The sequence below is a fragment of the Streptomyces sp. ML-6 genome (assembly GCF_030116705.1).
GTDB lineage: Bacteria > Actinomycetota > Actinomycetes > Streptomycetales > Streptomycetaceae > Streptomyces.
On sequence record NZ_JAOTIK010000001.1, the window covers coordinates 4050965 to 4076624 of the forward strand.

Annotated in this window: 25 protein-coding genes and 1 tRNA gene; 9 read left to right on the plus strand and 17 right to left on the minus strand. The window is 69.6% G+C overall.

From position 1 onward, the window contains the following. Positions 1-30: 30 nt before the first annotated feature. From OCT49_RS17900 to OCT49_RS17945, 10 genes are all read right to left on the minus strand, one after another. Positions 31-828, minus strand: a complete 798-nt coding sequence (locus OCT49_RS17900; RefSeq protein ID WP_283852886.1) for a hypothetical protein — start codon at positions 826-828, stop codon at positions 31-33. A 66-nt stretch (positions 829-894) separates the two neighbouring features. Continuing rightward, entirely contained in the window at positions 895-1758 is an 864-nt protein-coding gene (locus OCT49_RS17905) for an RNA polymerase sigma factor SigF (RefSeq protein ID WP_148837044.1), read from the minus strand. Positions 1759-1993: 235 nt separating this feature from the next. Next, entirely contained in the window at positions 1994-2908 is a 915-nt protein-coding gene (locus tag OCT49_RS17910; protein ID WP_283852887.1) for an RNA polymerase sigma factor SigF, read from the minus strand. A 327-nt stretch (positions 2909-3235) separates the two neighbouring features. Further along, complete coding sequence (locus tag OCT49_RS17915) at positions 3236-3529, minus strand: Dabb family protein (RefSeq protein WP_283852888.1); 294 nt, start codon at positions 3527-3529, stop codon at positions 3236-3238. Positions 3530-3538: 9 nt separating this feature from the next. Beyond that, on the minus strand, positions 3539-3703 hold the full coding sequence (locus OCT49_RS17920) for a hypothetical protein (protein ID WP_283852889.1): 165 nt from the start codon (positions 3701-3703) through the stop codon (positions 3539-3541). A 470-nt stretch (positions 3704-4173) separates the two neighbouring features. Continuing rightward, positions 4174-5118: an FAD-dependent oxidoreductase gene (locus OCT49_RS17925; protein ID WP_283852890.1), complete on the minus strand. Its 945-nt coding sequence runs from the start codon at positions 5116-5118 to the stop codon at positions 4174-4176. A 120-nt stretch (positions 5119-5238) separates the two neighbouring features. Next, positions 5239-5323 (minus strand) — tRNA-Ser (locus OCT49_RS17930). A 91-nt stretch (positions 5324-5414) separates the two neighbouring features. Beyond that, positions 5415-5915 (minus strand): tRNA adenosine(34) deaminase TadA, encoded by a 501-nt coding sequence (gene tadA, locus OCT49_RS17935; RefSeq protein ID WP_283852891.1) that lies wholly within the window; start codon positions 5913-5915, stop codon positions 5415-5417. Between the two features lie 9 nt (positions 5916-5924). Next, complete coding sequence (locus tag OCT49_RS17940) at positions 5925-6506, minus strand: tRNA adenosine deaminase-associated protein (RefSeq protein ID WP_283852892.1); 582 nt, start codon at positions 6504-6506, stop codon at positions 5925-5927. A gap of 205 nt (positions 6507-6711) precedes the next feature. Then, on the minus strand, positions 6712-6927 hold the full coding sequence (locus tag OCT49_RS17945) for a hypothetical protein (RefSeq protein WP_283855838.1): 216 nt from the start codon (positions 6925-6927) through the stop codon (positions 6712-6714). A gap of 161 nt (positions 6928-7088) precedes the next feature. On the opposite strand from OCT49_RS17945, the gene upp reads away from it, so the two are divergent. Both upp and OCT49_RS17955 read left to right on the plus strand, forming a co-directional pair. Next, the gene (upp, locus tag OCT49_RS17950) at positions 7089-7724 is read left to right on the plus strand and encodes a uracil phosphoribosyltransferase (RefSeq protein WP_283852893.1); all 636 of its coding nucleotides are present in this window, start codon (positions 7089-7091) and stop codon (positions 7722-7724) included. A gap of 168 nt (positions 7725-7892) precedes the next feature. After that, positions 7893-8087 (plus strand): DUF1272 domain-containing protein, encoded by a 195-nt coding sequence (locus OCT49_RS17955; RefSeq protein ID WP_283855839.1) that lies wholly within the window; start codon positions 7893-7895, stop codon positions 8085-8087. 45 nt (positions 8088-8132) lie between these two features. On the opposite strand, the gene OCT49_RS17960 is transcribed toward OCT49_RS17955, so the two are convergent. Further along, positions 8133-8726 carry a LytR C-terminal domain-containing protein gene (locus OCT49_RS17960; protein ID WP_283855840.1) on the minus strand — a complete coding sequence of 198 codons (594 nt, stop codon included), beginning with the start codon at positions 8724-8726 and terminating at the stop codon, positions 8133-8135. Positions 8727-8927: 201 nt separating this feature from the next. After that, entirely contained in the window at positions 8928-9224 is a 297-nt protein-coding gene (locus OCT49_RS17965) for a type II toxin-antitoxin system VapB family antitoxin (protein ID WP_072488263.1), read from the minus strand. Positions 9225-9632: 408 nt separating this feature from the next. Here OCT49_RS17965 and OCT49_RS17970 point away from each other — a divergent pair, with 408 nt between their 5' ends. Beyond that, positions 9633-10451: an eCIS core domain-containing protein gene (locus OCT49_RS17970; RefSeq protein ID WP_502963389.1), complete on the plus strand. Its 819-nt coding sequence runs from the start codon at positions 9633-9635 to the stop codon at positions 10449-10451. A 220-nt stretch (positions 10452-10671) separates the two neighbouring features. On the opposite strand, the gene OCT49_RS17975 is transcribed toward OCT49_RS17970, so the two are convergent. Then, on the minus strand, positions 10672-11994 hold the full coding sequence (locus OCT49_RS17975) for a COG1470 family protein (protein ID WP_283852895.1): 1323 nt from the start codon (positions 11992-11994) through the stop codon (positions 10672-10674). 209 nt (positions 11995-12203) lie between these two features. Between OCT49_RS17975 and OCT49_RS17980 the strand changes: the two genes are divergently transcribed. The 4 genes from OCT49_RS17980 (at position 12204) to OCT49_RS17995 (ending at position 18077) form a co-directional block, all read left to right on the plus strand. After that, positions 12204-12830, plus strand: coding sequence for a helix-turn-helix transcriptional regulator (locus OCT49_RS17980; protein ID WP_148837052.1), 627 nt, complete (start codon positions 12204-12206; stop codon positions 12828-12830). A 354-nt stretch (positions 12831-13184) separates the two neighbouring features. Beyond that, the gene (locus tag OCT49_RS17985) at positions 13185-15143 is read left to right on the plus strand and encodes a VWA domain-containing protein (RefSeq protein ID WP_283852896.1); all 1959 of its coding nucleotides are present in this window, start codon (positions 13185-13187) and stop codon (positions 15141-15143) included. Positions 15144-15219: 76 nt separating this feature from the next. Then, a complete protein-coding gene (locus OCT49_RS17990) occupies positions 15220-16023 on the plus strand; it encodes a Pvc16 family protein (RefSeq protein ID WP_283852897.1) in 804 nt (267 codons plus the stop codon). Continuing rightward, the gene (locus OCT49_RS17995) at positions 16020-18077 is read left to right on the plus strand and encodes an ATP-binding protein (protein ID WP_283852898.1); all 2058 of its coding nucleotides are present in this window, start codon (positions 16020-16022) and stop codon (positions 18075-18077) included. The genes OCT49_RS17990 and OCT49_RS17995 overlap by 4 nt, the downstream gene beginning before the upstream one ends. Positions 18078-18150: 73 nt before the next feature. Here OCT49_RS17995 and OCT49_RS18000 read toward each other — a convergent pair whose 3' ends face one another. Both OCT49_RS18000 and OCT49_RS18005 read right to left on the minus strand, forming a co-directional pair. Then, positions 18151-18468: a helix-turn-helix domain-containing protein gene (locus OCT49_RS18000; RefSeq protein WP_283852899.1), complete on the minus strand. Its 318-nt coding sequence runs from the start codon at positions 18466-18468 to the stop codon at positions 18151-18153. Continuing rightward, positions 18465-18764 carry a type II toxin-antitoxin system RelE/ParE family toxin gene (locus OCT49_RS18005; protein ID WP_349632829.1) on the minus strand — a complete coding sequence of 100 codons (300 nt, stop codon included), beginning with the start codon at positions 18762-18764 and terminating at the stop codon, positions 18465-18467. The genes OCT49_RS18000 and OCT49_RS18005 overlap by 4 nt, the downstream gene beginning before the upstream one ends. A gap of 287 nt (positions 18765-19051) precedes the next feature. On the opposite strand from OCT49_RS18005, the gene OCT49_RS18010 reads away from it, so the two are divergent. Together OCT49_RS18010 and OCT49_RS18015 are read left to right on the plus strand one after the other, a co-directional pair. Continuing rightward, positions 19052-19846, plus strand: coding sequence for an alpha/beta fold hydrolase (locus OCT49_RS18010; protein ID WP_283852901.1), 795 nt, complete (start codon positions 19052-19054; stop codon positions 19844-19846). Beyond that, complete coding sequence (locus OCT49_RS18015; RefSeq protein ID WP_283852902.1) at positions 19843-21111, plus strand: cytochrome P450; 1269 nt, start codon at positions 19843-19845, stop codon at positions 21109-21111. The genes OCT49_RS18010 and OCT49_RS18015 overlap by 4 nt, the downstream gene beginning before the upstream one ends. 44 nt (positions 21112-21155) lie before the next feature. On the opposite strand, the gene OCT49_RS18020 is transcribed toward OCT49_RS18015, so the two are convergent. After that, the gene (locus OCT49_RS18020) at positions 21156-21629 is read right to left on the minus strand and encodes a DUF6301 family protein (protein ID WP_283852903.1); all 474 of its coding nucleotides are present in this window, start codon (positions 21627-21629) and stop codon (positions 21156-21158) included. 20 nt (positions 21630-21649) lie between these two features. Continuing rightward, positions 21650-25597, minus strand: coding sequence for a hypothetical protein (locus OCT49_RS18025; protein WP_283852904.1), 3948 nt, complete (start codon positions 25595-25597; stop codon positions 21650-21652). Positions 25598-25660: the final 63 nt, after the last annotated feature.

The following is a 25660-nucleotide window of genomic DNA, read 5'->3' on the forward strand; positions in this document are numbered from 1 at the left end:
CACCCCCGTCCCCAGCCGTCACTCCGACCGTCACTCCGATACGGCGGTGACCTCCCTGGTCTCGACATGCATCCCCAGGGGCACCCGCCAGGCGTCCACGCAGACGGTGTACGTCCTCGTCCGCGCCGCTCCCGCGTCGATCGGCGCGGGCAGCGGCCCGGTCGACTCGACGGTCCCCCAGTCGACTCCCAGTCCGCCGATGATGTGCGTGGCGAAGGTGACCGTCCCCGAGCGCGCCGGAGAACCTCCGGTGTTCCGGAACTCCACGGTCACCTTCTCGCACCAGCGCTCGTCCGCCGCCGCCCGCACGGGGGCGCCCACCGTGAGCACGGCGGGCCCCGCCGGGGTGGTGGTGCCTGGGCCGGGGCGCGAGGGGGACGCGGACCCGCCCCCGGACCCCGGCGTACCGGGGGTGCCGGGCGGCCGGGAGGGCCCGCCGTTCGCGGCGCCCGTACCGTTCCCCGTACCGCTTTCCGTACCGTTCCCCGGCCCGTCGCCCGGCGCCGACGGTCCCGGTGTGGGCCCGGGGCTCCCGGAGCGCCCCTCGCCCTTCCGCTCGCGGCTCTCCCCGCCCCCGCCCCCATTCCCGCCGCCTCCGTCGCGGCCGTCCCGGTCCAGCGGGACCAGCGTCACCTTCCCCGACGGCGCCACCGCCCCGGCCGGACCGCGACCGGAGCCCGCCCCCGCCGCGCCGACCGCCGTGTAGCCGTCGCCCGTCGCGCCGCCGCAGCCGGCCAGCACGCCACCCAGCCCCAGACACAGCACGGCCGCCGAGGCGGCTTTCATGGTGCCTCGGCGGCCGTTCGAATCGAGCATCTGACGTCGCATCGCGCCAGTGTGGCTGACGGACCGTCAAATCTGAACCCTCGTGCTCCGTGCGGGAGTCCACGGCGATCAGTCGGCGATGAGTCCTTCCCTGAGCTGGGCGAGCGTACGGGTCAGCAGGCGCGAGACGTGCATCTGCGAGATGCCGACCTCCTCGCCGATCTGCGACTGGGTCATGTTGGCGAAGAACCGCAGCATGATGATCTGGCGCTCGCGCGGCGGCAGCTTGGCCAGCAGCGGCTTCAGCGATTCGCGGTACTCGACGCCTTCCAGTGCCGAGTCCTCGTAGCCGAGCCGGTCCGCGAGGGAGCCCTCGCCGCCGTCGTCCTCGGGGGAGGGCGAGTCCAGCGAGGAGGCGGTGTACGCGTTGCCGACGGCCAGCCCGTCGACCACGTCCTCCTCGGAGACCCCGAGCGCCTTGGCCAGCTCGGGCACGGTCGGCGACCGGTCGAGCTTCTGGGCGAGCTCGTCGCTGGTCTTCGTCAGCGCGAGCCGCAGCTCCTGGAGCCGGCGCGGGACGCGCACCGACCACGAGGTGTCGCGGAAGAACCGCTTGATCTCCCCGACGACGGTCGGCATCGCGAAGGTCGGGAACTCCACGCCCCGTTCGCAGTCGAACCGGTCGATCGCCTTGATCAGGCCGATCGTGCCGACCTGGACGATGTCCTCCATCGGTTCGTTGCGGCTGCGGAAGCGCGCCGCGGCGTACCGCACCAGCGGGAGGTTGAGCTCGATGAGTGTGTCCCGTACGTAGGCACGCTCCGGGCTGTCCGTTCCGTCGGGGTCGGCGGGGCCCAGCGCGGCGAGCCGCAGGAACAGGGAGCGGGACAGAGTGCGCGTGTCGATGGCTTCCGGCGAGCTGGTGAGCGCTGCGGGTGCGGGTTCGTTCTTGGTGAGCGTGAGCACCTTCGAGCTGCCCTGTTCTTCGGACATGCCACCCCCTTGAGGTCGCGGACGGTCGCGTCGAGCCGCGACCATCGGAGGAACGCAGCCTCCACCTGAATACCGGAGGCGAGGCCACGGCAAACGCGGTTCCCGCAGAATGTCACATGTCGGCAACACGCTGTAGTGACAAGTCGACAAGTCTTTCTGACGTCTGCGCAGTTAACAGGGGGTGCGGCAGACCGGGGTCGTGAGAAACGGACTTGAGGTTCTCTACCCGATCCGGTTAGGCCTCGATCCTGTTTGCGGATCGGAGCCGGGCGAAGCTTCTGGCCAACAGTCTTGACACGTGCATTTGGGAGACGCCCAGCTCGGCGCTGATCTGCGACTGCGTCAGGTTGCTGTAGTAGCGCAGCAGGAGGATGCGCTGCTCGCGCTCGGGGAGCTGTACGAGCAGGTGCCTGACGAGGTCGCGGTGCTCGACCCCGGCGAGGGCCGGGTCCTCGTAGCCGAGCCGGTCCAGCAGCCCGGGCAGCCCGTCGCCCTCCTGGGCGGCCTCCAGCGAGGTCGCGTGGTACGAGCGCCCCGCCTCGATGCAGGCGAGCACCTCGTCCTCGGAGATCTTCAGCCGCTCGGCGATCTCGGCGGTGGTGGGGGAGCGGCCGTGGGCGGTCGTCAGATCCTCGGTGGCCCCGGTGACCTGCACCCAGAGCTCGTGCAGCCGGCGGGGGACGTGGACGGTCCGCACGTTGTCGCGGAAGTACCGTTTGATCTCGCCGACGACGGTCGGCATCGCGAACGTCGGGAACTGGACGCCGCGTTCGGGGTCGAACCGGTCGATGGCGTTGATCAGCCCGATCGTGCCGACCTGGACGACGTCCTCCATCGGCTCGTTGCGACTGCGGAAGCGCGCCGCGGCGTACCGGACGAGGGGCAGGTTCGCCTCGATGAGCGCCGCCCGCACCCGCCCGTGCTCGGGGCTGCCCGGCTCCAGGTCCTTGAGCTGGCCGAAAAGCACCTGTGTGAGAGCCCGGGTGTCGGCCCCCCGACTCCTGGCGGGCGCCGCCGCGTCACTCCGTTCGACGCAGTTGTCCTGGCTGTCCTGACTGCCCTGATCGACCCGGCCCCCCTGTCCGGCGTGACCGGACTGGCTCGTCTGCGCGGACTGGGGAGGCACTTGAGGCGCTGTACTGGCCGGCACGGTGAGGCCACCCCTTTGCGGTCAACTTCGGTCAACTCGTCCATTAAAAGCGGTCATAGCATCACAAGACATGTGCACTGTGTGCAAGCACCGTATAACATCGTGTTGGGGTCAAACTGGTTCAACTTGGTTTAAACACTAAAAAAACCCCTCACCGTGATGGTGAGAGGCAAACGAAGACGGCGCCTCGTCAGAGGCGTGGGGCCATCGAACTCATTCTCATTGGTTCATCGGGTCCACTGGACCCACGGGGCCGCCAGATCGCTGGACCGCTGGATTCATCGGCCCCGTGAGGCCATCCGCCCGCCCGGTTTTGATCCGTCCTGATCAGAACGGATAGTCGGCGATCACCCAGGTGGCGAACTCACGCCACTGCCCGGCGGCGGCCTGGTGGGCGGGGTGCTCGATGTACCGCTTCAGGGCGTCCTCGTCGGCGACCGCGGAGTTGATGGCGAAGTCGTAGGCGATCGGCCGGTCGGTGATGTTCCAGGCGCACTCCCAGAACTCCAGCTCCGGGATCTGCCCCTCCAGGTCGCGGAAGGCCTGAGCACCGGCCACGACCCGCGGGTCGTCCCGCTCGACGCCGTCGTTCAGCTTGAACAGGACCAGATGGCGGATCATGGGGTACTCCTACTTCACGAGCTCGGACATGAAGTCGCCGACGCCCTGTGCGGCACTCGAAACGCCCTCGAACCCTACCTGGACCAGGTCGGCGGCCCGTGCCGGGGAGGTGATGATCGTGTACAGCACGAAGACGACTATCACGTAGAGAGCTATCTTCTTGGCTTGCGCCATCAGCCCCTGCCTCCCCTTCGATCCCCCTGTGCAGTCGGGCGATTCTATCCGTACGTACGACCGCATCCCCGTGGGGATTGCGCCCCCCTCACACAGCCTTTAAGGACGAAGGACCCCCCGATCGGGGCCCTTCGTCCGCCCGCCGCCTCCCTCCGAAGCAGCAGGATGGGGAGCGAGCCCGACGGGTCCGGCAGGAATCCGAAGGGCGAGGAACAGGCCCTCACCACGGGACCCCGCCGCGAGATCCCCCCTGACCGCGACGAGCCCCGAGAGCCCGTTCCCCGGGGGAAGCGGCTTGTCCCCCCGATGCCGCTTCCCCCGCCCCGTCTTTCCTCTTTCCCTCCGCCCTTCCCCGCATCACCGGGGCCTGCGACCTCTTGGGACCACCCCCGCGAGCGGAGTTCACTGGTGGAGCGCTGCTCTTACAAAGCAGATGTCGGAACCATCCCCGCGAGCGAAGCGAGCGAAGTTCACCCCGTGCCCCCGGTCGGCAGGTCCCGCGTCGTGTAGTAGGCCCGGAGGGCGGACTCGCTGCCGGAGCCCAGGGCGGTCTGGATGCGTTGGTAGCGGGGTGAGCGGAGGTCGCCGGCCACGATGAGGCGGGGGTGCTGGGCGGTGGGAGGGCAGTAGCCGCCGGGGTCGCGGATCAGGTCTCCGGGTGGGGACGTGGGGGCGCTGCCGAGGGCGAGGTAGGCGGCGTCGGCGCTCAGGGGGTGCCCGGTGCCGGTCCGGTCCAGGAGTTCCGCCGTTGCCGATGGGGCGTCCGAGGGGTGCAGGGTCAGGTGTTCGGCGGGGAGCAGGGTGACGCGGGGGTCGTCGCGGATCTCCTCGGTCTTGTAGTCGTCGGCCGCCGGATACGCCACCAGCAGGCGGGTACGGACACGGGGGTGGGCGCGCAGGAACGTGCCGATCGGGCGGTCGCCGCCCAGGACGAGGAGGGTGCGCCCCTCCGCGTCCTCCGCTCCGGCCCGCCAGAGCGGGGGCAGGGTGAGCTCGGGCGGGGCGGTGATCCAGGGGGTGTCGTGGGGTTGGCGGGGGCCGACTCCGGTGGCGACGACCGCGTACGGTGCGGACAGGTGGCGTCCGGTGTCGAGGGTGGCGGTGACGTGGTCGTCGTGGGCGCGCAACTCGGTGACGTGACGCCCGAGTTCGATGCGGCACAGCTCGGTTCCGTGCAGTTCCGCCGTGATGGCGGTGGCCAGCGCGGTGCCGTCGGTGTGGCCGCCCAGGACGTTGTTCAGGGCCGGGATCCGGTACAGGTTGCGGCACAGAACGTCCGGCTCGATCAGGATCGAGCTCATGCCCACGCTTGCCGCCGTACGGGCCGCCGCGCAGCCGGCCGGGCCTCCGCCGACGACGAGGAGGTCGGTGTGGGAGGGGTCGGTGCGACCGGTGGGGTGGGACGGGGTGGACATGGAGTCATTTCAGCACTTCGGTGCTGGGTGGGGCGGCCCGTTCCCGGAGGTACCCCGTTCCCGGAGGTACGGGGAGAAACTCGAAGGGCCCGACGCGATGCGTCGGGCCCTTCACAAGAGCGGTAGCGGAGGGATTTGAACCCTCGGTGAGTTTCCCCACACTCGCTTTCGAGGCGAGCTCCTTCGGCCGCTCGGACACGCTACCGAGAGAGAGCTTAGACCATCACGGGCCGTGGACAGAAATCGGTTCCCGGGGGCTCCGGGAGCAGGACGTCAGGAGGTGCGGGAGCAGGGCCTCAGGGGGCGCGGAAGAAGGAGGTCAGGAGGGCCGCGCACTCCGGTTCCAGGACGCCCTGGATGACCTCCGGGCGGTGGTTGAGGCGGCGGTCGCGCACGAGGTCCCAGAGGGAGCCCGCCGCGCCCGCCTTCTCGTCGCGGGCGCCGTAGACCACCCGGTCCACGCGGGACTGCACCAGGGCGCCCGCGCACATCGTGCAGGGTTCGAGGGTGACGACCAGGGTGCAGCCGGTGAGCCGCCACCGGCCGAGCGCGGCCGCGGCCCGGCGTACGGCGAGGACCTCGGCGTGTGCGGTCGGGTCGCCGGTCGCCTCGCGTTCGTTGTGACCCGTGGCGAGCAGCGCGCCGTCCGGACCGAGCACGACGGCGCCGACCGGCACATCGCCGGCCCGCGCCGCCAGGTCGGCCTCGGCCAGGGCGCGGCGCATGTGCGCCCGCCACGGGTCTCTCACGGGGTCGTGTGGTTCCGGCGGTCCTTGCGGGTGCGGTGCTTCGCTCACCCGCGGACCCTAACGGACGGTCTCCAGGACCTCGGCCGCGCCCAGCGCGTCCGCGATCTCCGCCAGCGCGTCCGTGCGCAGCATCAGAAGTTCCGCCTCGGGGAGTCCGAGGTCGGCCAGGATCCGGGTGTCGCCGAGCGGCCCCGCCGGTACGACGTCGGCGTCGAATCCGTCGTCGTCATCGGTGTCGGTATCGGTGTCGGTGTCGGTGTCGGTGGTGTTGTCGGGGGCGGTGTCCGGGCCGCCGTCCTCCGAGTCGTCGAGGCCGACGAGCTCCTCGAGGGCGGCGATCGTGTCCTCGGCCCCGGGTTCGCGGCCGAGCAGTTCGTCGGTGAGCAGGATCTCCCCGTAGGAGGAGCGGGCGGCGGCGGTGGCGTCCGAGACGAAGATACGGGGGTCGTCCTCACCGTCCACCCGGACGACGCCGAACCAGGCGTCCTCCTGTTCGATGAAGACGAGCACCGTGTCCTCGTCGGGCGAGGCGTCGCGGGCCAGATCCGTCAGGTCGGACAGGGTCTCCACATCGTCGAGTTCCGTGTCGCTCGCTTCCCACCCGTCTTCGGTGCGCGCGAGCAGTGCGGCGAAATACACCGTGACTCTCCCACTTGTCATAGGGGTGTCGGTCCGGCGGGAGGGCATCCGGTGGCCCGGCTGTCCTGTGCCCCGCCCATCGGAATCGTGGCAGAAACATGGGCTTCGCGAGAGGAGTTCGGCCGTTGAGTCGGCCATCAGTTCTGTCGGACGCCGCCAGCAGGGGGACACCTGTGGCACTCGGGTCACCGACGGAAGGTGCGCATCACCAGCGGAAGGTACGCATGCGCATGGCCTGACGCATCCGGGCGGCCCTGGCCCGGCGGGGCTGCACCCGGTCGCGGAGCGCCTTCGCCTCGTGCAGTTCGCGCAGGAACTGGGCGCGCCTCCTGCGGCGCGCCGCGTCGTTCTCCTGTTCGTCCTGCGGGGCCTGAGTGTCGTGCGTGTCCTGCGGGACCTGTTCGTCCTGCGGCACCTGCATGTCCTGCGGAGTCGGCGCGTCGGGCCGGCTCCGCTTCGACTTTTCCGCGTCGGGCATCGGCTCATCACCCCAAGGCTGGGTCCTTATGCCCCCACCTTCCCCCCGAACATGCGGTTGAGGCCAGCGCACGAGTACGGGGGAGCCCGGTTACTGTTGAGCCCATGCGGATCCACGTCGTCGACCATCCCCTTGTCGCGCACAAGCTCACCACCCTGCGCGACAAGCGCACCGACTCCCCGACCTTCCGGCGGCTCGCCGACGAACTGGTCACCCTGCTCGCCTACGAGGCCACCCGGGACGTGCGCACCGAGCAGGTCGACATCGAGACCCCGGTCACCCCGACGACCGGCGTGAAGCTGTCGCACCCGCGCCCGCTGGTCGTGCCGATCCTGCGGGCCGGGCTCGGCATGCTCGACGGCATGGTGCGGCTGCTGCCGACCGCCGAGGTGGGCTTCCTGGGCATGATCCGCGACGAGGAGACGCTCCAGGCGTCCACGTACGCGACGCGGATGCCGGAGGACCTCTCGGGCCGCCAGGTGTACGTCCTGGACCCGATGCTGGCCACCGGCGGCACGCTGGTCGCGGCCATCAAGGAACTGATCGCGCGCGGCGCGGACGACGTCACCGCGGTCGTGCTGCTCGCGGCGCCCGAGGGCGTCGAGGTGATGGAGCGCGAGCTGGCCGGTACGCCGGTGACCGTGGTCACCGCGGCGGTCGACGAGCGGCTCAACGAGAACGGCTACATCGTCCCGGGGCTCGGCGACGCGGGCGACCGCATGTACGGCACGGTCGGCTGACAGGACCGACGAACGGCCGGCCCGCAGGACCAGCGGGATCAGCGGTCGACCAGCAGGACCAGCAGGCTTTTTCGGTAGTGCTGTCGGGGCGCAAGGCCCGGCGGCACTGCTCGTTCCGTCCGGATGACCAGGATCGGGGCCGGACGCCCCGGCCCCGTGGGGAGAGCCATGGCCCTGGAGATGCGCGACCGCTGCGAACGGTGCGGGAGCGCGGCGCTGCCGCAGGACGCGGCTGCCCGTATCTGCTCCTACGAGTGCACCTTCTGCGTGCCTTGCAGCGACCTCATGCGGAACACGTGTCCCAACTGCGGCGGCGAACTCGTGGCACGCCCCCGCCGCGCACCGGCCCCCACCACGGCATAGGGAGCCTGCGGGAGCGGGACGGCGAAGGGCCCGGTGGCCGGGCCGTCAGCAGGACGGTGCGGGGGCCGGCTTCGTCAGGGCGGCGAGGGCCGCGGCGGCCGACTGCGGCGTGTTGAACGCCTTGAACTTCGTACCGAGGATCAGATCGACGTCCGCCGTCTTGCGGGCGTCCGTCTTCGGGGTGGCGCCCTGCAGCTGCGTACCGAGCACCGGGAACGAGCCGTTCGCCGCCGACGGGGCGCCCAGCAACACCCCGGGACCGGGGACCTTCTTGTCGTACGCGGCTGTGGCGTTGCCCACCTTGCCGATGGTGAAACCGCGCTTCTTCAGCTCGTCGGCGGCCTTCTTGGCGAGCCCGCTGCGCGGCGTCGCGTTGTAGACGTTGACGGTGATCTTCGCGGGCTTCGGCAGCACCTTGGCGGGCGCGGACGGCTTGGCGGACGGGCAGTCCGTCTTGTGGTCGGCGGCGCTGGCCTTCCGGTCGCCGCCGGTGAAGACGTCGATGAGCTGCATCGTTCCCCAGCCGGCCAGCCCGAGGGCGACCACGGAAGCGGTGGCAGCGAGGATCAGTTTGCCGCGACGCCGGGGGCGGCGCATCCGAGGGTACTTGTCACCCGTGATGCGGTACTTTCCGCCCATGCCGGGGGGAGTGAGCATGCTCATGGGCGCAGCGTAGTGCGACCCGGGGATGATGCCTACTAAATGATCAATGGATCGCACCCGTCCGAGTGCGAAAGCACCCGAACGAACCCCGGGGGTCCGAGGGGCGTGCATTCGCCGTGGCCCGTACGTCTCGCGGGCCGTCCGGGCCCGGAGGGTCGGGGGCGGGGCCCGCTCCGGTCAGCCGAGTTCGAGTACGCGGGCGTGCAGCACCTGGCGCTGCTGGAGCGCGGCGCGGACCGCGCGGTGCAGGCCGTCCTCCAGGTAGAGGTCGCCCTGCCACTTCACGACATGCGCGAACAGGTCGCCGTAGAACGTCGAGTCCTCCGCGAGGAGGGTTTCGAGGTCCAGGTTGCCCTTGGTGGTAACCAGCTGATCGAGGCGGACCGGGCGCGGCGCGACGTCCGCCCACTGCCGGGTGCTTTCCCGGCCGTGGTCGGGATAAGGCCGCCCATTTCCGATGCGCTTGAAGATCACACGGAAAGCCTACCGGGCAAGAGCCTCCGGGCGCAGCCACGGGCGGCACTGCGATGCCGACGGCAACCCCGCAAAAGCTCTCATTGCCCCCATTCCGGAATGAGGTTCGCGGCGAGTGGCGGTACCGAAGCGGAGGAAGGCGAGCTTCCGGGCGAGGGTGACGGTTCCGGCGCGGAGACGACGCCGGGCAACGGTTCGAAGGGCAGCGGTTCGAGAAGCACTCGTTTGAGGGGCCGTGGTTCGAGGAGCGGTCGTCCGGGGCGTTCCTCCGGGTGCCCGAAGGGGCAGCGGCGGCTGCCCCCGGCCGACGGGGTCCGGGCTGGACGGGGCGTCGGCCCGTCGTGAAGGTGGAGTGGTGAGGCCATCACGACGTGCCCTCGACCGGGGGCGCGGTCAGGGGAGATGACGATGCACGCACAGGAATGGGACCGGGAACACGACCACGAGCGGGACCACGGGCACGGCCACGATCACGACCACGACGAGGCGCCGCACGCGTCGAGGGCGTCCGGGGGCCGGGAGCCGGCGGACACCCCGCACCTCTACCGTGCCGCTGCCGCCGGGCGGGCCGATGTGGTCGGGACGGGCGGCATGAGCGTGCTCCAACGCGCCGTCGGCAACAGCGCCGTGGGGGCGGTGATCCAGCGCAAGGAGCAGGGGCAGGAGCAGGAGCAGGAGGAGCGCTCCCCCGTGCACGACGTGGTCTCCTCCGGCGGCGGGCAGCCCCTGGACACCGACACCCGTGCCGACATGGAGCAGCGGATGGGCGCGGACTTCTCCGACGTGCGCGTCCACACGGACTCCGCGGCGCACGAGTCGGCGAAGGGCGTGGGCGCCCACGCGTACACGGTCGGCAACAACGTGGTCTTCCAGCGGGACGCCTACGACCCGTCCTCGTCGCAGGGCCGCACCACGCTGGCCCATGAGCTGACCCACGTCATCCAGCAGCGCAACGGTCCGGTGGAGGGCACGGAGGCGCCGGGCGGCATACGGGTGAGCGACCCCTCCGACCGGTTCGAGCGGGAGGCCGTGGCCAACGCCGACCGGGTGCTCTCGGACCCGGCCCCCGCCCCGGCCGCGACGGCGGCTCCCACCGCCACCCCGGCACCCGCCGTGCAGCGGTCCGCCACGGAGGACGAGGACGAGCAGCCGGCCGACGTGCAGGGTTCGTTCGTCCAGCGGGAGAAGAAAGGCACCGAGGAGGAGGAAGAGACCCCGCCCGAGTGAGGTGGATCAGGTGATGTCGATCGAGTGACCTCGCCCGGTCGACCTCGTTCGGGGCCGGCCCGTCGTACAGGTCCGTCGTACCGGTTTCTCCGCATCGGTCTGCACGACATGCGCTGCGGCGCGTCGACCCGCATCGTTCCGGGTCGGCGCGCCGCGGCGTTCCGCCAGGCCGGTCCGCCGGGTCAGCCACCGGGCGAGTCCGCCGTGCCGGTTCACCGGGTCAGTCGGCCGTCTCCGTCTTCATCGTGCCGCCGAGGAGCAGGGACTCCGCACACCGTGAAGGCGTCGGCGCGTTCACCGGCTTGCCCACTTTGCGGCAGTCGACGGTCATCGTGACCTTGCCGCCCGCCGGGACCAGGAGCGGCGTGACGAAGTGGTAGTCGGAGTCCCGGAAGTTCTCCAGGGCCAGCCGGAGCACCGGTGCGCCCCGGCCCGTGGAGATCACGACCGTCCCCGCGTCGCCCTGCGGGTTCTGGACCACGATGTCGGTCAGCCGGAAGGTGTTCCCCTCGGGCACCTGCAGGGCCGTCGAGGTGTTCGACCCGCCGCCCACCGAGTCCCTCACCTGCACCTGCGCACTGGTCGGGGAGGTGGCCGAGGCATCCGACGAGCCGCCGGAACTCGGCGAGGGGCTGGGTTTCGGCGACCCCCCGTTCGCCCCGGACGAGTCGCCGCCGCCCGATCCCGCCCCGGCCGAGGAACCCTTCTCCGGGGCCTTGCTCTTGTCGGCCGCGGCGGCGGACCGGACCACGTCCGGCGTGACCGCCTCCCGGGCCGCCGACTTCACGGTGGGGCGCAACAGCGCGTACCAGAGCCCGACCAGCGCGATCAGCAGGACGGCCGCGGTGATCAGGGCCCGGGGCAGCCAGCGCGGCAGGATCGGTTCCTGCTGGTAGGAGCCGTCCACGATGACCGCGGCGGCCGGTTCCTGGTCCTCCGCCACATCGGGGGTCGCGACCACCTGGAAGGGATGCGTGATCGCCGTGCCGCGCCACACGCGCTTGGCCGGCCGTATGTGCACCTTCCCGAACTCCGCCCGCCCGGCCTCGATCCGCAGCTCGTCGGAGGCGAACGAGACCCTGGCCCGTTCCGTGCCCGACCGGGAGCCCAGCCGTACCGTGACCGGGGCGTTTCCCCGGTTGTCCACGGCGATCCGGTGCCGGCCCCGCCAGGCGCCGTGCGAACTGCGCGGCACCAGCTCGGCGGTCGTCTCGGTGAAGGGCAGTACGGTCACCCGGCCCTCGGGCACCACCGTGTCGCCCTGCTCGCTGGTGGGCACCACCCGTATCCCGAAGGCCGTGTCCCCCGCGGGCACGGTCGAATCACGGGGCGGACGCAGTACGAAGGACACCGTCTGCGAGTCGCCCGGATACAGGGACAGGGTCGCAGGCTCGACCGTCGACCAGGCGGCGCACGCACCGACCACCTCGAAGCGGTACTCCTCGACGGTGCTGCCGGAGTTGAGGATCCGCAGGGGGACGGCCGTCGCCTCGCCCGGTGCGGCGGTGACGGTTGAATCGTCGAGGCTTGCCGTGAGACTCATAGGGCGCACCGTAGGATCGCCACGGAACGCCGCCATCGGCCGGGAAGGAACACTTCCGGGCAGATTCCGTGCCCGCATCGGCTTTTTTGTTTCCCTGTAGGGATACCCGGGCATCTTTTGACCGCCTCACGACGATTGAGGCATACGAAACAGCCGTGCCGGTTGTGTTCGCTGTGACGTCATGGCTGTTGCTCAGGGGGAGCATTGCCATGGAGCGAACAACTGTCGCGTTGAGGGCCCAGGACCCGATATCCCAAGCGGGCGTGGCCAGTCAGTTACGTACCCGGCCCGAAGTCAGTGTCATGGAATGGGGGGAGGGCGACGCCTCTCCCCAGATCGTTGTCGTCGTCGTGGACGCGGTCGACGAGGAAGTGCTGACGATGCTGCGTCACATCCAGCGCACCAGCACCTCGCGAACCGTCCTGGTCACCACGGACATCGACGAGCAGAAGCTGGTGAGTGCCGCGGAGTGCGGGGTCGCCGGTGTGGTCAGACGCTCCGAGGCGACTCCGGAGCATCTGGTGCAGGTCATCGGGACGGTGGCGAGGGGCGAGGGCCATCTCCCGTCCGACCTGCTGGGACGGCTGCTGGAGGAGGTGGGACGCCTCCAGGGCCAGGTGCTCGGCCCCCGCGGGCTGCACTTCACCGGACTCGCGGCGCGCGAGGTGGATGTGCTGAGACTGGTCGCGGAGGGGTACGACACCGCCGACATCGCGACGAAGCTGGCCTACTCCGAGCGCACGATCAAGAACGTGCTGCATTCGGTGATGACCCGGTTGCAGCTGCGGAACCGGTCGCACGCGGTGGCGTACGCGATGAGACAGGGACTGATCTGAGCCGTCCCGTCGTCCGGCACGGGTGCGCACGGCGGGTGCGTACGGCACTTCAGTGACGGGTGGGCACGGTACTTCGGTAGGCCCTGCTGCCCTTTCGTGCAGCGGGGCCTACCCGGGGGTGTGACTCCCGCACCGCTGTGCGCGGGCCGCGCGTACGGGACCGTGAGGTCCGGTACGCCGATCGACCGGCGAGGGTGGGGGAGGACTTCCGTGCGCTGGTTCCAGCCGCTTCAACGGGTACCGCGGCCGGGTCGGCCGGCCCGGCACCGACATCGACTCCGGCACCGAATCCGGCCTTCCGCTCCGCGCCGTGCTCTCGCCGCGTTCCGCGTACCGGTCCTCGCGCTGCTTCTCGTGGCGACCGGGGTCGTTCCCGGTTCGGCCGTCGAGCCCGGGGTGCCGACGGTCGCGGTGCCCGAGCCGTGGGTCACCCCGGCCGAGTTCACCGACACCGTCGACCCGGGCGGCTCCACGGGCGTGGACAAGCAGGTGCGTACCCCGGCGATCCCGCCGAGGCCGGACGTGATCCTGCTGGTGGACGGCACGGGCAGTATGGACGTTCCCATCCAGCGGGTGAAGGAGCGGATCCCCGAGATCACGAAGGCGATCCGCGACGAGCAGGAGGACTCGCGTTTCGCCGTGGCCACCTTCGGCGACCAGGAGGTGGACCCCGACGCCGGTTTCAAGGTGCTGCAAGGGCTGACCTACGACCTGGACGAGGTGCAGACGGGCGTCAAACAGCTCAAGACCGACATGGGTGCCTACAGCATCGGTCCGCCCGAGGACTGGATCTACGCCCTGTGGAAGCTGGCCAACGGCGGAGACGGGAAGACCGTGTTCCGCCCCGACTCCAGCCCCGTCATCGTGCTGGTCGGCGACGCGTCCAGCCATGAGCCCAGCAACGGCAAGAAGTTCAGTGAGGCCGAGTTCGCCCTTCAGGACGCGGGGGTGCGGCTGATCGCGGTCGGCCTGACCAGCGACCGGGGGGACGGCCTCAACGGCAACGGCCGCACACCTCAGTATCCCAACGACAAAGAACACCCGGAGGACCAGGCCCTGCGGCTGGCGACCGCCACCAACGGCCGGATGCTCGACGACATCGAGGGCAACGACGTCGTGGAAGCCATCATCGAGGGGCTCGGCAACCTCCCCACCAACGTCGGTTACCGCCTCGACAACTGCGACCCGCACCTGTCCGTCAGCCTCGAACCACCCACCCAGCAACTCACCAGCGGGGAAACGGCGCACTTCGCGGAGAACATCGACGTCTCCGCCGACGCACCCCAGGGCACCCGGCTGAGCTGCACCGTCCAGTTCCTGATGGGCACCCGGGCCCCGGGCACGGACACCATCGGACCGGCCGCCGCGGCCGACCCCGATTTCCAGCAGCAGATTTACATCGACGTGAACGACATCGACGCGCCCGTCGTCACCGTGGACGATCTGACCGTGCGGGCCGAGGACGACGCGGGCGCGCGCGTGACGTACGGGGCCACCGCCCAGGACGCCACCGACGGCACGCTCCCGGTGACCTGCGCCCCCGCCTCCGGCTCGCTCTTCCCGGTCGGCCGCACCACCGTGACCTGCTCGGCGACCGACTCGGCGGGCAACACGGGCACGGACACGGCGCAGATCGAGGTGCTCGAACCACCCGTGCCGCCCTCGGCGGACGTGGAGGTGAGGGTGGACGTCAGCCCGGACCGTACGTACACCGGCCGCCCGGCCCGTGCCCGCTTCACCGTCACCAACGCAGGACCGGACCCGGCGACCGGGGTGGTCCTCGGCGCCACCTGGCCGAAGCCGTCCAGGGCGAAGGACCGCAGCCTGCCCGCACTGTCCCGCTGCACGGCCGCCGCCCCGTGCACCATCCCGGCCGGCGGACGCGTCGTGGTGACCCAGACGGCGACGTACAAGGCGGCGATCACCGGCGACGTACGGGCCACCGTGCGCGGCACGCTGCCGGACCGTCAGCCGGCCGACAACCGGGCCACCGACCGGCTGCGCGTGTTGAAACCCTCGCTGACCGTCACACCCCAGGTGGCCAAACCGGGCCAGGTGGTACTGGCCCGCGGCAAGGACTACCCGCCGGGGCAGACCGTACGTTTCACGTGGAACATCGGGATCACCGCGGAGATGTCCGGCGCGACGGTGGGCCGCGACGGCACCTTCGAGATCCAGATACCGGTGCTGCGCAAGGACAAGCTCGGCCCGCGCGAACTCCGCGTGGACACCCGGGACATCGCCCGGCTGAAGAAGCCGGTCCTGGTGGTCCAGCGCCATCTGCAGCCACCGGACTTCGCGGGCCGCGCATGAGCGCCGACGACCGCGCGGGAGCGGTCGAGGGAGTGACCGAGGAAGCGATTGCGGGAGCGGTTACGGGAGTGATCAGGTGATCCACGAGGTCGACGACGTACTGCGGGCCCTGATCAGGGCGGAGGTGCTCGAAGGCGGCCAGATCGCGGTGGTCTTCGACGCCCCGACCCGGGAGTGGGCGGCGAAGGTCAACGCGCCCATGGTCAACCTGTACCTCTACGACATCCGCGAGGACATGCGCAGGCGGGAACGGGGCCTGCACAACGACTACGACGAGCACGGCGTGATCGTCGCGCGCCGCCGCCCGCCCCGTTTCTTCAAGCTGTCGTACCTGATCACGGCGTGGACCAAGCGCCCGGAGGACGAGCACCGGCTGCTCTCCTCGTTGCTCGGCTGTCTGCTGCGTCACGAGGCGCTGCCGCCGGAACGGCTGACGGGCACCCTGGCCGCGATCGGGGCGCCCGTACCGATGTCGATCGCGCTGCCGCCGCCGGAGGACCGCTCGTTCGCCGATGTGTGGAGCGCGCTGGGCGGCGAGCTGAAACCCTCGCTGGACCTGGTGGTCAGTGTGCCGGTGACCGCCTCGCCGAGCTACGTGGCCGGTCCGCCGGTCGGGGACGAGGGGGTGCTGGCCCGCTTCGGGGACGTGCCGGAGAGGGGCGACCCGGTGTCGGAACCGATGCCGGGGCGCGGGGGGCTCCCGGTGTACGGGGGGCGTCCGGGACGGCCGGGCGGGGACCCCGCGTCGCGCGCCCGCGACGCGGAACGGCGACGCGGCCTGTCCCTCCGCATCACGGAGACCCGAAAGGCCGGTGCGGCCGGTGTGCCTCGTACGACCAGGCCGCCTCGCACGTCTCGTACGGAGGACAGCGCGGAATGACCACCCCGGGCGACCCGAACCTGCGCCACCTCCTCGCCCGCGCGGTGGTGGTGGAACAGCGCATCCGACGGGCGGTCGAGGCCCGTCGGCTCACCGACCCGGACCCGGACGACGCCTTCCGCGGCCTCTACCTCACGGACGAGAACATCGTCCGCCTGCTGGACGCGGACGAGGCCCGCGCCTACCCGTCCCCGGGGCCGGAGCCGTCCTCGGCCCCGGCCCCGGACTTTGGTGAGGTGCCGGGGGAGCGGTCCAGACTGACGTCCCTGGCGGACGAGTTCGGCCTCACACCCCTCGACGTCGAGATCCTCCTCATCACGCTCGTACCGGATCTCGACGACCGTTTCGAGGCGTTCTACGGCTACCTGAACGACGACGTCACCCGCCGCCGCCCGTCCATCGGCCTGGCCCTGGGCCTGTGCGGACTGTCCCCCGCCGACCAGGAGGCACGCGGCCGGCTGGCGGCCCTCGCACCCCTCCGCGAGGGCCGCCTCCTCCTGGTCGAGGACCTGGACCGCCCGTTCCTGAGCCGTGCGCTCCGCGTCCCCGACCGCGTCACCGCGCACCTCCTGGGCGACGACACCCCCGACCCGCGCCTGACCGGTCTCCTCGCCCCCTGGCACGCCGTACCGGGCGTCGGCGATCCGGCCCCGCTGGCGGCGGCCCTCGCCCACGGGGTCTCGCCGGCCTATCTGCGCGAGGACCAGGGCGGCGCGGGCACGGCCCTCGCGGCCTCCGCGCTGACCCTCGCGGGCCGCCGGGTCCTGGGCCTGGACCTGGCGCGGCTGGCCGAGGACCCGGCACCTGCCGAGGCGGTCCGCTCCCTGGTCCGCGAGGCCCGGCTGACCGGTGCCGGGGTGGTCTGCGCCCCGCTCGACGCGGTCTGCCGCGAGCACCCGGGAATCCTGCGGCTGCTCACCGACACCCCGGTCCCCACGATCCTGGTGGGCCGGGCGCCCTGGGACGCGTCCTGGTCCACCGCCCCGCCCCTCCTGCTGCACGCGCCCCGGGTGGAACCCGCGACCAGGGCCGCCCTCTGGACCGACGCGTACGCCGCCCCCGTCCCCGGCACCATCGACGTGGACCGGCTGCTCTCGCCGTTCCTCCTCACCCCGGAGCAGATCACCCGAGCCGCCCGGGGCGCCGCCCGCACCACCCACCTGGAGGGCGGCACGCTCACCGCCGACCACGTCCGCCAGGGCGCCCGCGCCCAGAACGCGGCGGGCCTGGACCGGCTGGCCCGCCGCATCGAGCCCTCCGTCACCTGGGACGACCTGGTCCTCCCCCCGGACACCCACGCCCAGCTCCGCGAACTCACCGCCCGTGCCCGCCACCGCGACCGGGTCCTGGGGGAGTGGGGCATGCGCCCCGGAGGCGGCAGGGGCCGGGGCGTGTCGGCGCTCTTCGCCGGCGACTCCGGCACCGGCAAGACGATGTCCGCCGAGGTCATGGCCGCGGACCTGGGCCTGGACCTCTACACGGTCGATCTGGCGACGGTGATCGACAAGTACGTGGGCGAGACGGAGAAGAACCTGGAACGGATCTTCTCCGAGGCCGCGGGGGTGAACGGCGTCCTCCTCTTCGACGAGGCGGACGCGATCTTCGGCAAGCGCTCGGACGTGAAGGACGCCCACGACCGCTACGCGAACGTCGAGAGCGCGTACCTCCTCCAGCGCATGGAGTCCTTCGACGGCCTGGCCATCCTCGCCACCAACCTCCGGGCCAACCTGGACGACGCCTTCACCCGCCGCCTGGACCTGGTCGTCGACTTCCCGGTCCCGGACCCCGAACAGCGCCTCGTCCTCTGGGAACGCTGCCTGGGTCCGGTACTTCCCCGGGGCAAGGACCTGGACCTCGCCTTCTGTGCGGAGAACTTCGAGCTGGCGGGCGGCAACATCCGCTCGATCGCGGTGACGGCCGCCTACCTGGCGGCGGACACGGACGGACCGGTGACGATGCCGACGCTGATCCATGCGGTCCAGCGCGAGTACCAGAAACTGGGCCGGCTGACCCTGGCCTCGGAGTTCGGCCCGTACCTGGAACTGCTGACGTGAGCGCCCGACACCTGCCGACCGCCCGGAGGACCCGCCCGCCCGCTGTGCCCGGACGAGCAGGCCGGTCACGGCGTCAGACGATCACGACACGGGATCCGTTGAAGTTGGCCACGATCTCCAACTGCCCACCGAGCGCGGCAATGTAGGCGGCGATGGTTCCGACCTCCGTGGCCGTTGTCCTCCCGCGTTCGATGGCCGACACCCGCTCCTGCCGAACGTGCATGCGGTCAGCGATCTCGCTCTGGGTCAGACCCAGCTGCTTCCGCATCTCCACCAGTCGATGGGCTCGCGCCTCGGCCACCATGCGTTGGGCTCCGCGCTCGATCTCCTCAAGGTCCTCGGCATCGAAGACCTCGTTCTTCACTTCATCCCAGGAATGGAAAGTAGTCACTTCGACGTGCCCTTCTGCCGTTGAGCCAAGTGTGCCAACCAGTCGTCGTAGCGCCCCTCGGCCACGGGGATCGACCGGCTGTACCACTCACGCCACCTTCCCGACTTGTTGCCGGCCACCAGGAGAACCGCGTTGCGGTCGAGGTCGAAGACGAACAGGATGCGAATCTCGCTCGTCCCGCCGGAGCCGGGCCGCAGCTCTTTGAGGTTGTGCATCGACGATCCCCTGATCCTGTCCACCAGAGGACGCCCGAGGCCGGGCCCTTCCTCGACAAGAGCTTGTAGAGCCTGCCCCACGAGCCGAGCCGTGTCCCGGTCGGACTTCCGCAGGCCGAGCAGCCACTCGCGAAACCTCGCCCACCATTTCAAGGCTCCAGGACATATGCCCTCGTGATGTAGTACGTATGCATACTAGGACGCTGGCATGTTGCAGGCGAGGCGAGGCCGAAATGTGCTGGTCTTCCCCCAGACGGGTGGCGTGCCGAGCCGCGCCGGAACCTTGCGCGAAATCGAGGTTGCCGCCACCGTGGTCATGACCGGTCGGTGATCGCCCGGTTCCTCTCCGTACGGCGACAGGAGTCAGCGTGACCGCAACGCTCGTTCTGCCCCACGAACTGCACGGCGACGGACCGCACAAGGTGATCGCGGTGCACGGCTGGCTCGCCGACCGTTCCGCGTACGCCCCCGTGCTGCCGGACCTCGACCTCGCCTCGTTCCAGTACGCGGTGGTGGACCTGCGAGGGTACGGCGAGGCCCGGGACGCGAGCGGCGCGTACACCACGGCCGAGGGGGCCGCGGACGTGCTCGCGCTGGCCGACCGGCTCGGCTGGGAACAGTTCTCGCTGATCGGCCACTCGATGGGCGGCTCGGTCGTCCAGCGGGTGCTGGCCGCCGCGCCGGAACGGGTGCGCAGGCTCGTCGGCGTCTCCCCGGTCCCGGCCTCCGGGCTGCCGCTCCCGCCCGAGCAGTGGGAGCTGTTCGCCGGGGCGGCCGGGACCCCGGACAACCGCCGCGTCATCCTCGACACCACCACCGGGGGACGGCGCCCGGCGGGCTGGCTGGACCGCATGGTGCGCCGTTCGGTGGAACGCAGTGACGCCGGGGCGTTCCGGGCCTGGCTGGATTCCTGGGCGGGCGAGGACTTCCACGACCGGGTCGAGGGCTCACCCGTGCCCGCGCTGGCCGTCGTGGGCGCCCTGGACCCGGCGCTCTCCGCCGAACTGCAGCAAGCCACCTGGATGCGCTGGTTCCCGAACGCCGAACTGGTGGAGCTGCCCTCGTGCGGCCACTACGCGATGGACGAGACCCCGCTCGACCTGATCCGGGTGGTGGAGGACTTCCTGCGGGCGGACGTGGAGGACGCCGGGGCGAAGCCGTGACCGGGGCCGGGTCCGTACCGGACGTCTTCGACCCCCGGCTGTACGGGCAGGGCATTCCCCACGACCGCTACCGCCTGCTGCGCGACCACCACCCCGTGGCGTGGCAGGAGGAGCCGGAGGTGCTCGGCTGGCCGGCGGGCCCCGGCTTCTGGGCGGTCACCCGGCACGCGGACGTGGTCCGGGTCCTGAAGGACTCCGTGACGTACTCCTCGTACCTGGGCGCCACCCAGATCCGCGACCCGGCCCCGGCCGACCTGCCGTTCATCCGCCGCATGATGCTCAACCAGGACCCGCCGCACCACCGGCGCCTGCGCACCCTCGTCAGCCGCGCCTTCACCCCGAGACGCGTCGACCGTTTCGCCGGCGTCGTCCGGGAACGCGCCCGCACCCTGCTCGCCGGCGCGGTCGACGGGGCGCGGGCCGGCGACGGCACCTGCGACCTCGTCGCCCGGGTCACCGACGACTACGCCCTGCTCAACCTCGCGGACCTGCTGGGCATACCGGACACCGACCGCGCGCTCCTCCTCCACTGGACGCAACGCGTCATCGGCTACCAGGACCCCGACGAGGCCGGAACGCCGACCCTCGGCCCGGACGGCAAACCGCTCAACCCCCGCTCCCCGTCCGCCCTGCGTGACATGTTCGACTACGCCCACGCCCTGGCCGCCCACAAACGCCGGCACCCCGCCGACGACGTGCTGACGTCCCTGGCCACGGACCCCGAACTCACCGCCCCCGAACTGGAGATGTTCTTCTTCCTGCTGGTGGTGGCCGGCAACGACACGGTACGCAGCGCGGCGCCGGGCGGCCTGAGCCTGCTGGCCCAACACCCGGACGAGTACGGCAGATTGTGTCGGGGTGAGGTCGGATTCGCGGGCGCCGTCGACGAGTTGCTTCGCCGCCATCCCCCGGTCCTGACCTTCCGCCGCACGGCCGTCCAGGACACGGAGCTGGCGGGCACCCGTATCCGCACCGGCGACAAGGTGGTCGTCTTCCACGCCTCCGCCAACCACGACGAACGCGTCTTCCCCGACCCGTTCACCCTCGACCTCACCCGCACCTCCAACCCCCACGTCTCCTTCGGCGACGGCCCCCACGTCTGCCTGGGCGCGCATTTCGCGCGGCTGCAGCTGAGTGCCCTGTACGAGGAGACGTGCCGGGCCCTGCCACCGGATCGCCTCCGACTTGCGGGCCCGCCGGGCCGGTTGGTGTCGAACTTCATCAACGGGGTGAAGTCGCTCCGAGTGCGGGCGGTCGGCGCCTGATCACCGACTGTGTTCTTTGGATCCAGACTGAGGCGCTGAAGCGTTTATATGGCTGGCTCAATTCGCTCAGTCAGTTCCCAACGCAGGCTGACCATGTCCGCACGGCCCATGAGGGTGATGGTGGAAACTCCGCTCACCCATTCGACTTCTTCTTCCATGTTCTCCGAGGGGGGCCAGTTCGAGGGCTCGCCCAGGATTTCTGAAATGATGTTATAGGTGTCAGTGAAAAGCATTTCGCTGGACCTGGTGGACTCCGGTGTGATCGCCCCTTCATTTCTGCCTAGCGTGAGAAATAGGTGTGTGACGTCGTTTTTCTCGCAGGAGAAGATTGCCACGATGCTGCGATAGTCGCTCCCGATGTTGTAGAAGATCTGATTGGCGGATTTATCGCTCCAGGGGGTCCATCCGAAACGTTCCGCAAGATTCGGCACCTCTTCCTTTGTCCACCCCCAGTCCTCCAGGTGGATTTTGGTCAACAACTCTCTGACCGTGCCTGTTTCGAGGGAATGCCAGGTCACATGAGCTCCTAATTCCTAGACTATTGACTACTGGGTAGCTTTATGCTGCTTTGCTTGAACCTCTCCTTGTCAAGGACGAAGTCGATTGCAGTGACGGAGCCGTCCGCATTGGCTTTGATCATTCGATAGCGGACGGTTCCATTGTTTTTCAATATGTTCTCGACCTGACTGTACACGCTGGGGTCGCTCATGGCTTTCGCCAGTAGCGGATCTATCTCGATCATTTCGCGTCCGTACTCGGGGCTCCCTTGTTCCGCATACTCCTTGGGGTCGCCCACGAGACGTTTCCCTGTCCCCGCCTGAGGCCCCTTGTCCTCCAGCAGGATCAGGGTTGAACCATCGATGAGTATCCTGTCGAACCTTCCGGATTCACCCACTGTGTCCAGGGTGAGTCTCGTCGCGGTGCCAAACTCTTTCTTCTCTGCGAAGTCGCCAGCCAGTCCTCCCATCTGTTCTCCGATTTTTGCCACCTTGGTTCGTGCCGCGATGTAGGAGTTTCCTGCTTCCATCAACTTTTCGAGGTCCTGCGCCGAAGCCTGATTATCGATCGCCTCGATCTTGAATGCATCAAGTTTCTTGGAGCCGAGAGTGTTTGGATTGATCTCGATGTTAAGGCGAGTTGCGATGGGTTCGAGTTCTTTCTTCCATATCCTGTCGCGATCCTTTATCGCTTTGTTCCTCTCCTTGACCTTCTTCGCCATTTCGGAGCCTTCGGGGGCTGTCTCGCTGCTGGGGTAGGTTTTTTCCGTGCTCTGGTCCAGGGTGTTCCTGTGCTTCAGTTCATCGCTTACCGGTTTATTGTCGTCGTATACGAATACGGTCTTTCCGTCCCTTTTCTCGCAGAGCTTCCCTTGGATGTTCCTGAATGTTCCGACACGGTCGCCCACAAAGTGATTCTTTCCGAGTCGGCATTTGAGTAGCTCAACGCCATAAATTGTTGCGATAATTCCTGTTTTTTTCAGTTGCTCAGAGGTGTAGCGACCGGTGTTCGAAGCCTGATCCTGCGGATTCTGTGCAGCCAGCCTGTGTGTCTCCCCGTCGATGGCTTGCACGTGAACGCTGACGCTCTGCTGTTCGCGGGAATCCACTATCAACGTGAGTGGAATATTGTGCCGCTTCGAAGTGCGGGAAACGCTACTCCTTGCATCCTCCTGCGTTCTGCTGTTGTTCAGCTTTCGATCCGCTTCCGCGATTGCGGCGCGCTTTCGAGAAGACTCGTTCTGTGCATTTCCAGGTGTCTGATCAGAATTTTTCTTGTTGTCCCACTTGCCGCCCTTGTCCTTGTCCTTGCCCTTGAGTTTGTTCCAGAGGGCTTTGCCTTTTCTGGCGATGAGGTCGACGAGTTTGTCGATGGCGCGGTTGACGGGTTTGGCGACGGCGTGGAAGACGGATTTGACCTTGTGGGCGAGGTTGCCGATGCCGAGGAGGGCGGCGAGGAAGCCGATGAGGAGGGGGATGCTGGCGGCGAGGGCGGTTTCGACCATTTTGGGGACGCCGGCCTGGCCGCCGTTGGCGATGGCGATGACGGCGTCGAGGACGGCGTTGACGAAGTCGGCGATCTGGGCGCCCTGGTTCACGATGAACGTGACGATGTCGATGATGCCCTTGACCGCGCGGACGAAGGCGGAGGCGGGGTTGAGGAGGGAGAGGATCCAGGTGATGCCGGCGATGAGGACGGTGGGGATGAGGTAGCTGGTGAGTTTTTCGAGGATGGTGGCCTTGAGGTCGCCGGCCTCGGCCTGGATCTCCTCGACGGCGCCCGCGGGGCCCTGGGTGGCGAGTTTCTTCGCGACGGGGACGGAGGACTCGACCGCGGTCATGGCCTGGTCGGGGACGCCCTTGCGGGTGATGCGGGCGCGGATGTTGTCCCAGGTCAGGCCCAGGAGTGAGCCGATGAGCTGGATGATGCCCCTCAGGTCGAACTTCTGCGGGAGTTCGAGTCCGGCCTTGACGGCGGTGCCCAGCAGCCAGGAGACGAGGCCGGTCTTGAGGTGGGTGGCGATGTTGGTGACGAAGAGGTTGAGTCCGGCGCCGACCGCCTTGACCAGGTTGCTCAGGAACCCGATGGGGTCCTTGATGATCTTCATGATCGCGGAGGCGGCCTTGGCGAGGATGCCCAGGAGGAGGTTCTTGAGCTCATTGATGGTCTTGAGGACGCCGACGATGGCGTCCTTCGCCTTGTCGACCAGCCCCTTGTTGGCCTCCTGGAGCTTCTTGATCTCCTCGTCGACCTTGTTCAGGGCGGCGGTGTATTTCTGGGCGAGGTCCTGGACGAGCTGTTCGGACTTCTCGTCGACGGTGGTTTCCAGGTCGTCGAACTTCCCCGCGAAGTCCTTCGCCGCCTCCTGCCCGAACTGCTTGAGGTCGGCGGGGAGTCTGTCGACCTCGGCCTTCAGTTCGGTGCGGCCCCTGGCGATGCGGGCCTTCGCGTGGCCGAGTTCGGTGCCGATGAGGTCGGCGACGGACGAGATGACGGTCTGCATCTGCGCGACGTAGAGCTTGCGGGCCTCCTGGAAGAGGGTGTTGGCCTCCTTGGGCATGCCGAGGAGTTTGTCCTTGGCCCACTTCGCGCCGCCGAACATGCCCGAGTAGCGCTTGTCCTTGTACTTCTTCATGCGGCGCTTGTGGTCGGCGGTGAACGCGTCCCGCGCCGCCTTCTCGCCCTGCGTGAACGCCGCGTCAACCTTGGTGTCCAGGCCGGACAGGGTGGCCTCGACGTCCTTCTTCGTGGTGTCGTAGACCTTCTGCAGCTTCGCGGTGACCTCGGCGCGCCGTTTCTCGTCCTTGGACTTGGCTTCGCCCTTGCCGCCGTCGACCTGCTTGCCTGCCGTGGCACGGGTCGCGGTGAGGGCGTTGATGGCCTGGGCGCCGGAGGCGGCGGCGTTGGCCTTCGCCGCGTTCAGCTGCTGGTTCTCGGCCGTCCTGCCCCTGGCGGGGGCCTTCGCGGAGTCGGTCTCGGCGCTCTTCTTCGCGGCCAGGGCCTGGTCGAATGCGGGCTCGTTGCCCCGGGCGAGCTGGTCCTCGGTGACCTCGGCGCCGGCCATGGCCTGGTCGTTGGCGGCCGGGCCGGCGGAGAAGTCCGTGACGGCGGCGGGCTGCTTGTCCGGGATGGCGTCTGTGGCGGAGGGGGCGCCGGGGTTGGCGGGGGCCTGGTCGGGGGACATCGGGGTGACGGGTTTGTCCTTGGCCGCCGCCGTGTCGGGCGGGGCCTGGGTGGCGGTGTCGATGTCCTTGGCGGAGGAGTCCTTGCCGTCCTTGACCTTGCCGTCGACCTCGTCCTTGATCCGGTCGGCCCTGCCGGACGTGGAGAACTTGTCGGCCTGGTCGAGGTTCTTCGGGGCCTGGGCGTCGATCGCCTTGTTCACCGCGTCGATGAACGCCTTCTTGTCGAACTCGCCGGGCTTCGCGTCGTTCATCTTCTCCGCGTTCGCCGCCTTGCCCTGCGCCTCCCTGTCGTCAGGGGGTGCGACGGCGGCGTCCTGGGCGGACTTGGACTCGGCGGCGGCGGGGACGTGCGCGGCCAGGCGGACCTTCTTCGCCGCCACGTCCGCCTTCACCCTGCGAAAGCCGGGTGCCTGGGCGGGGGACGGCTTGACCGGGGCGGTGTAGCGCTGGGCCACCAGGCGGGACACGGCCCGGTTGCCCGCCGCGCGTTGCAGACGCTGCATGCTGCGGGGGTCGGGGTCGGGGTCGGGGGCGGGGCGGTCGGCCGGTGGGCGGTGGGGTGGGGTCGCTTGCGAACGTGACACTTCGGGCTTGAGTGTCACGTTCTCGCGATGGGGGGTACCTCCGCCGTCGGGCGTGGAGGCGGCGGGGTCCTTCTCCGGAACCGCCCGCATCCACCCTCCCGGCCCACCCACCTGCGCCCTCTGCGTCCTGTCGCCGTCCCAGGGTGTGCGCAGTGCCCGCGCAGTACGCAGGGCAGGAGCACCGCGGTCGGGGGCAGCGCCCGGCGGCACGTACAGCACGACGGCATTGCCTGATCGGGCAGTGGCCGGTGCACGGGTGGGCGGCCGTGTGTCCGTTCCCGG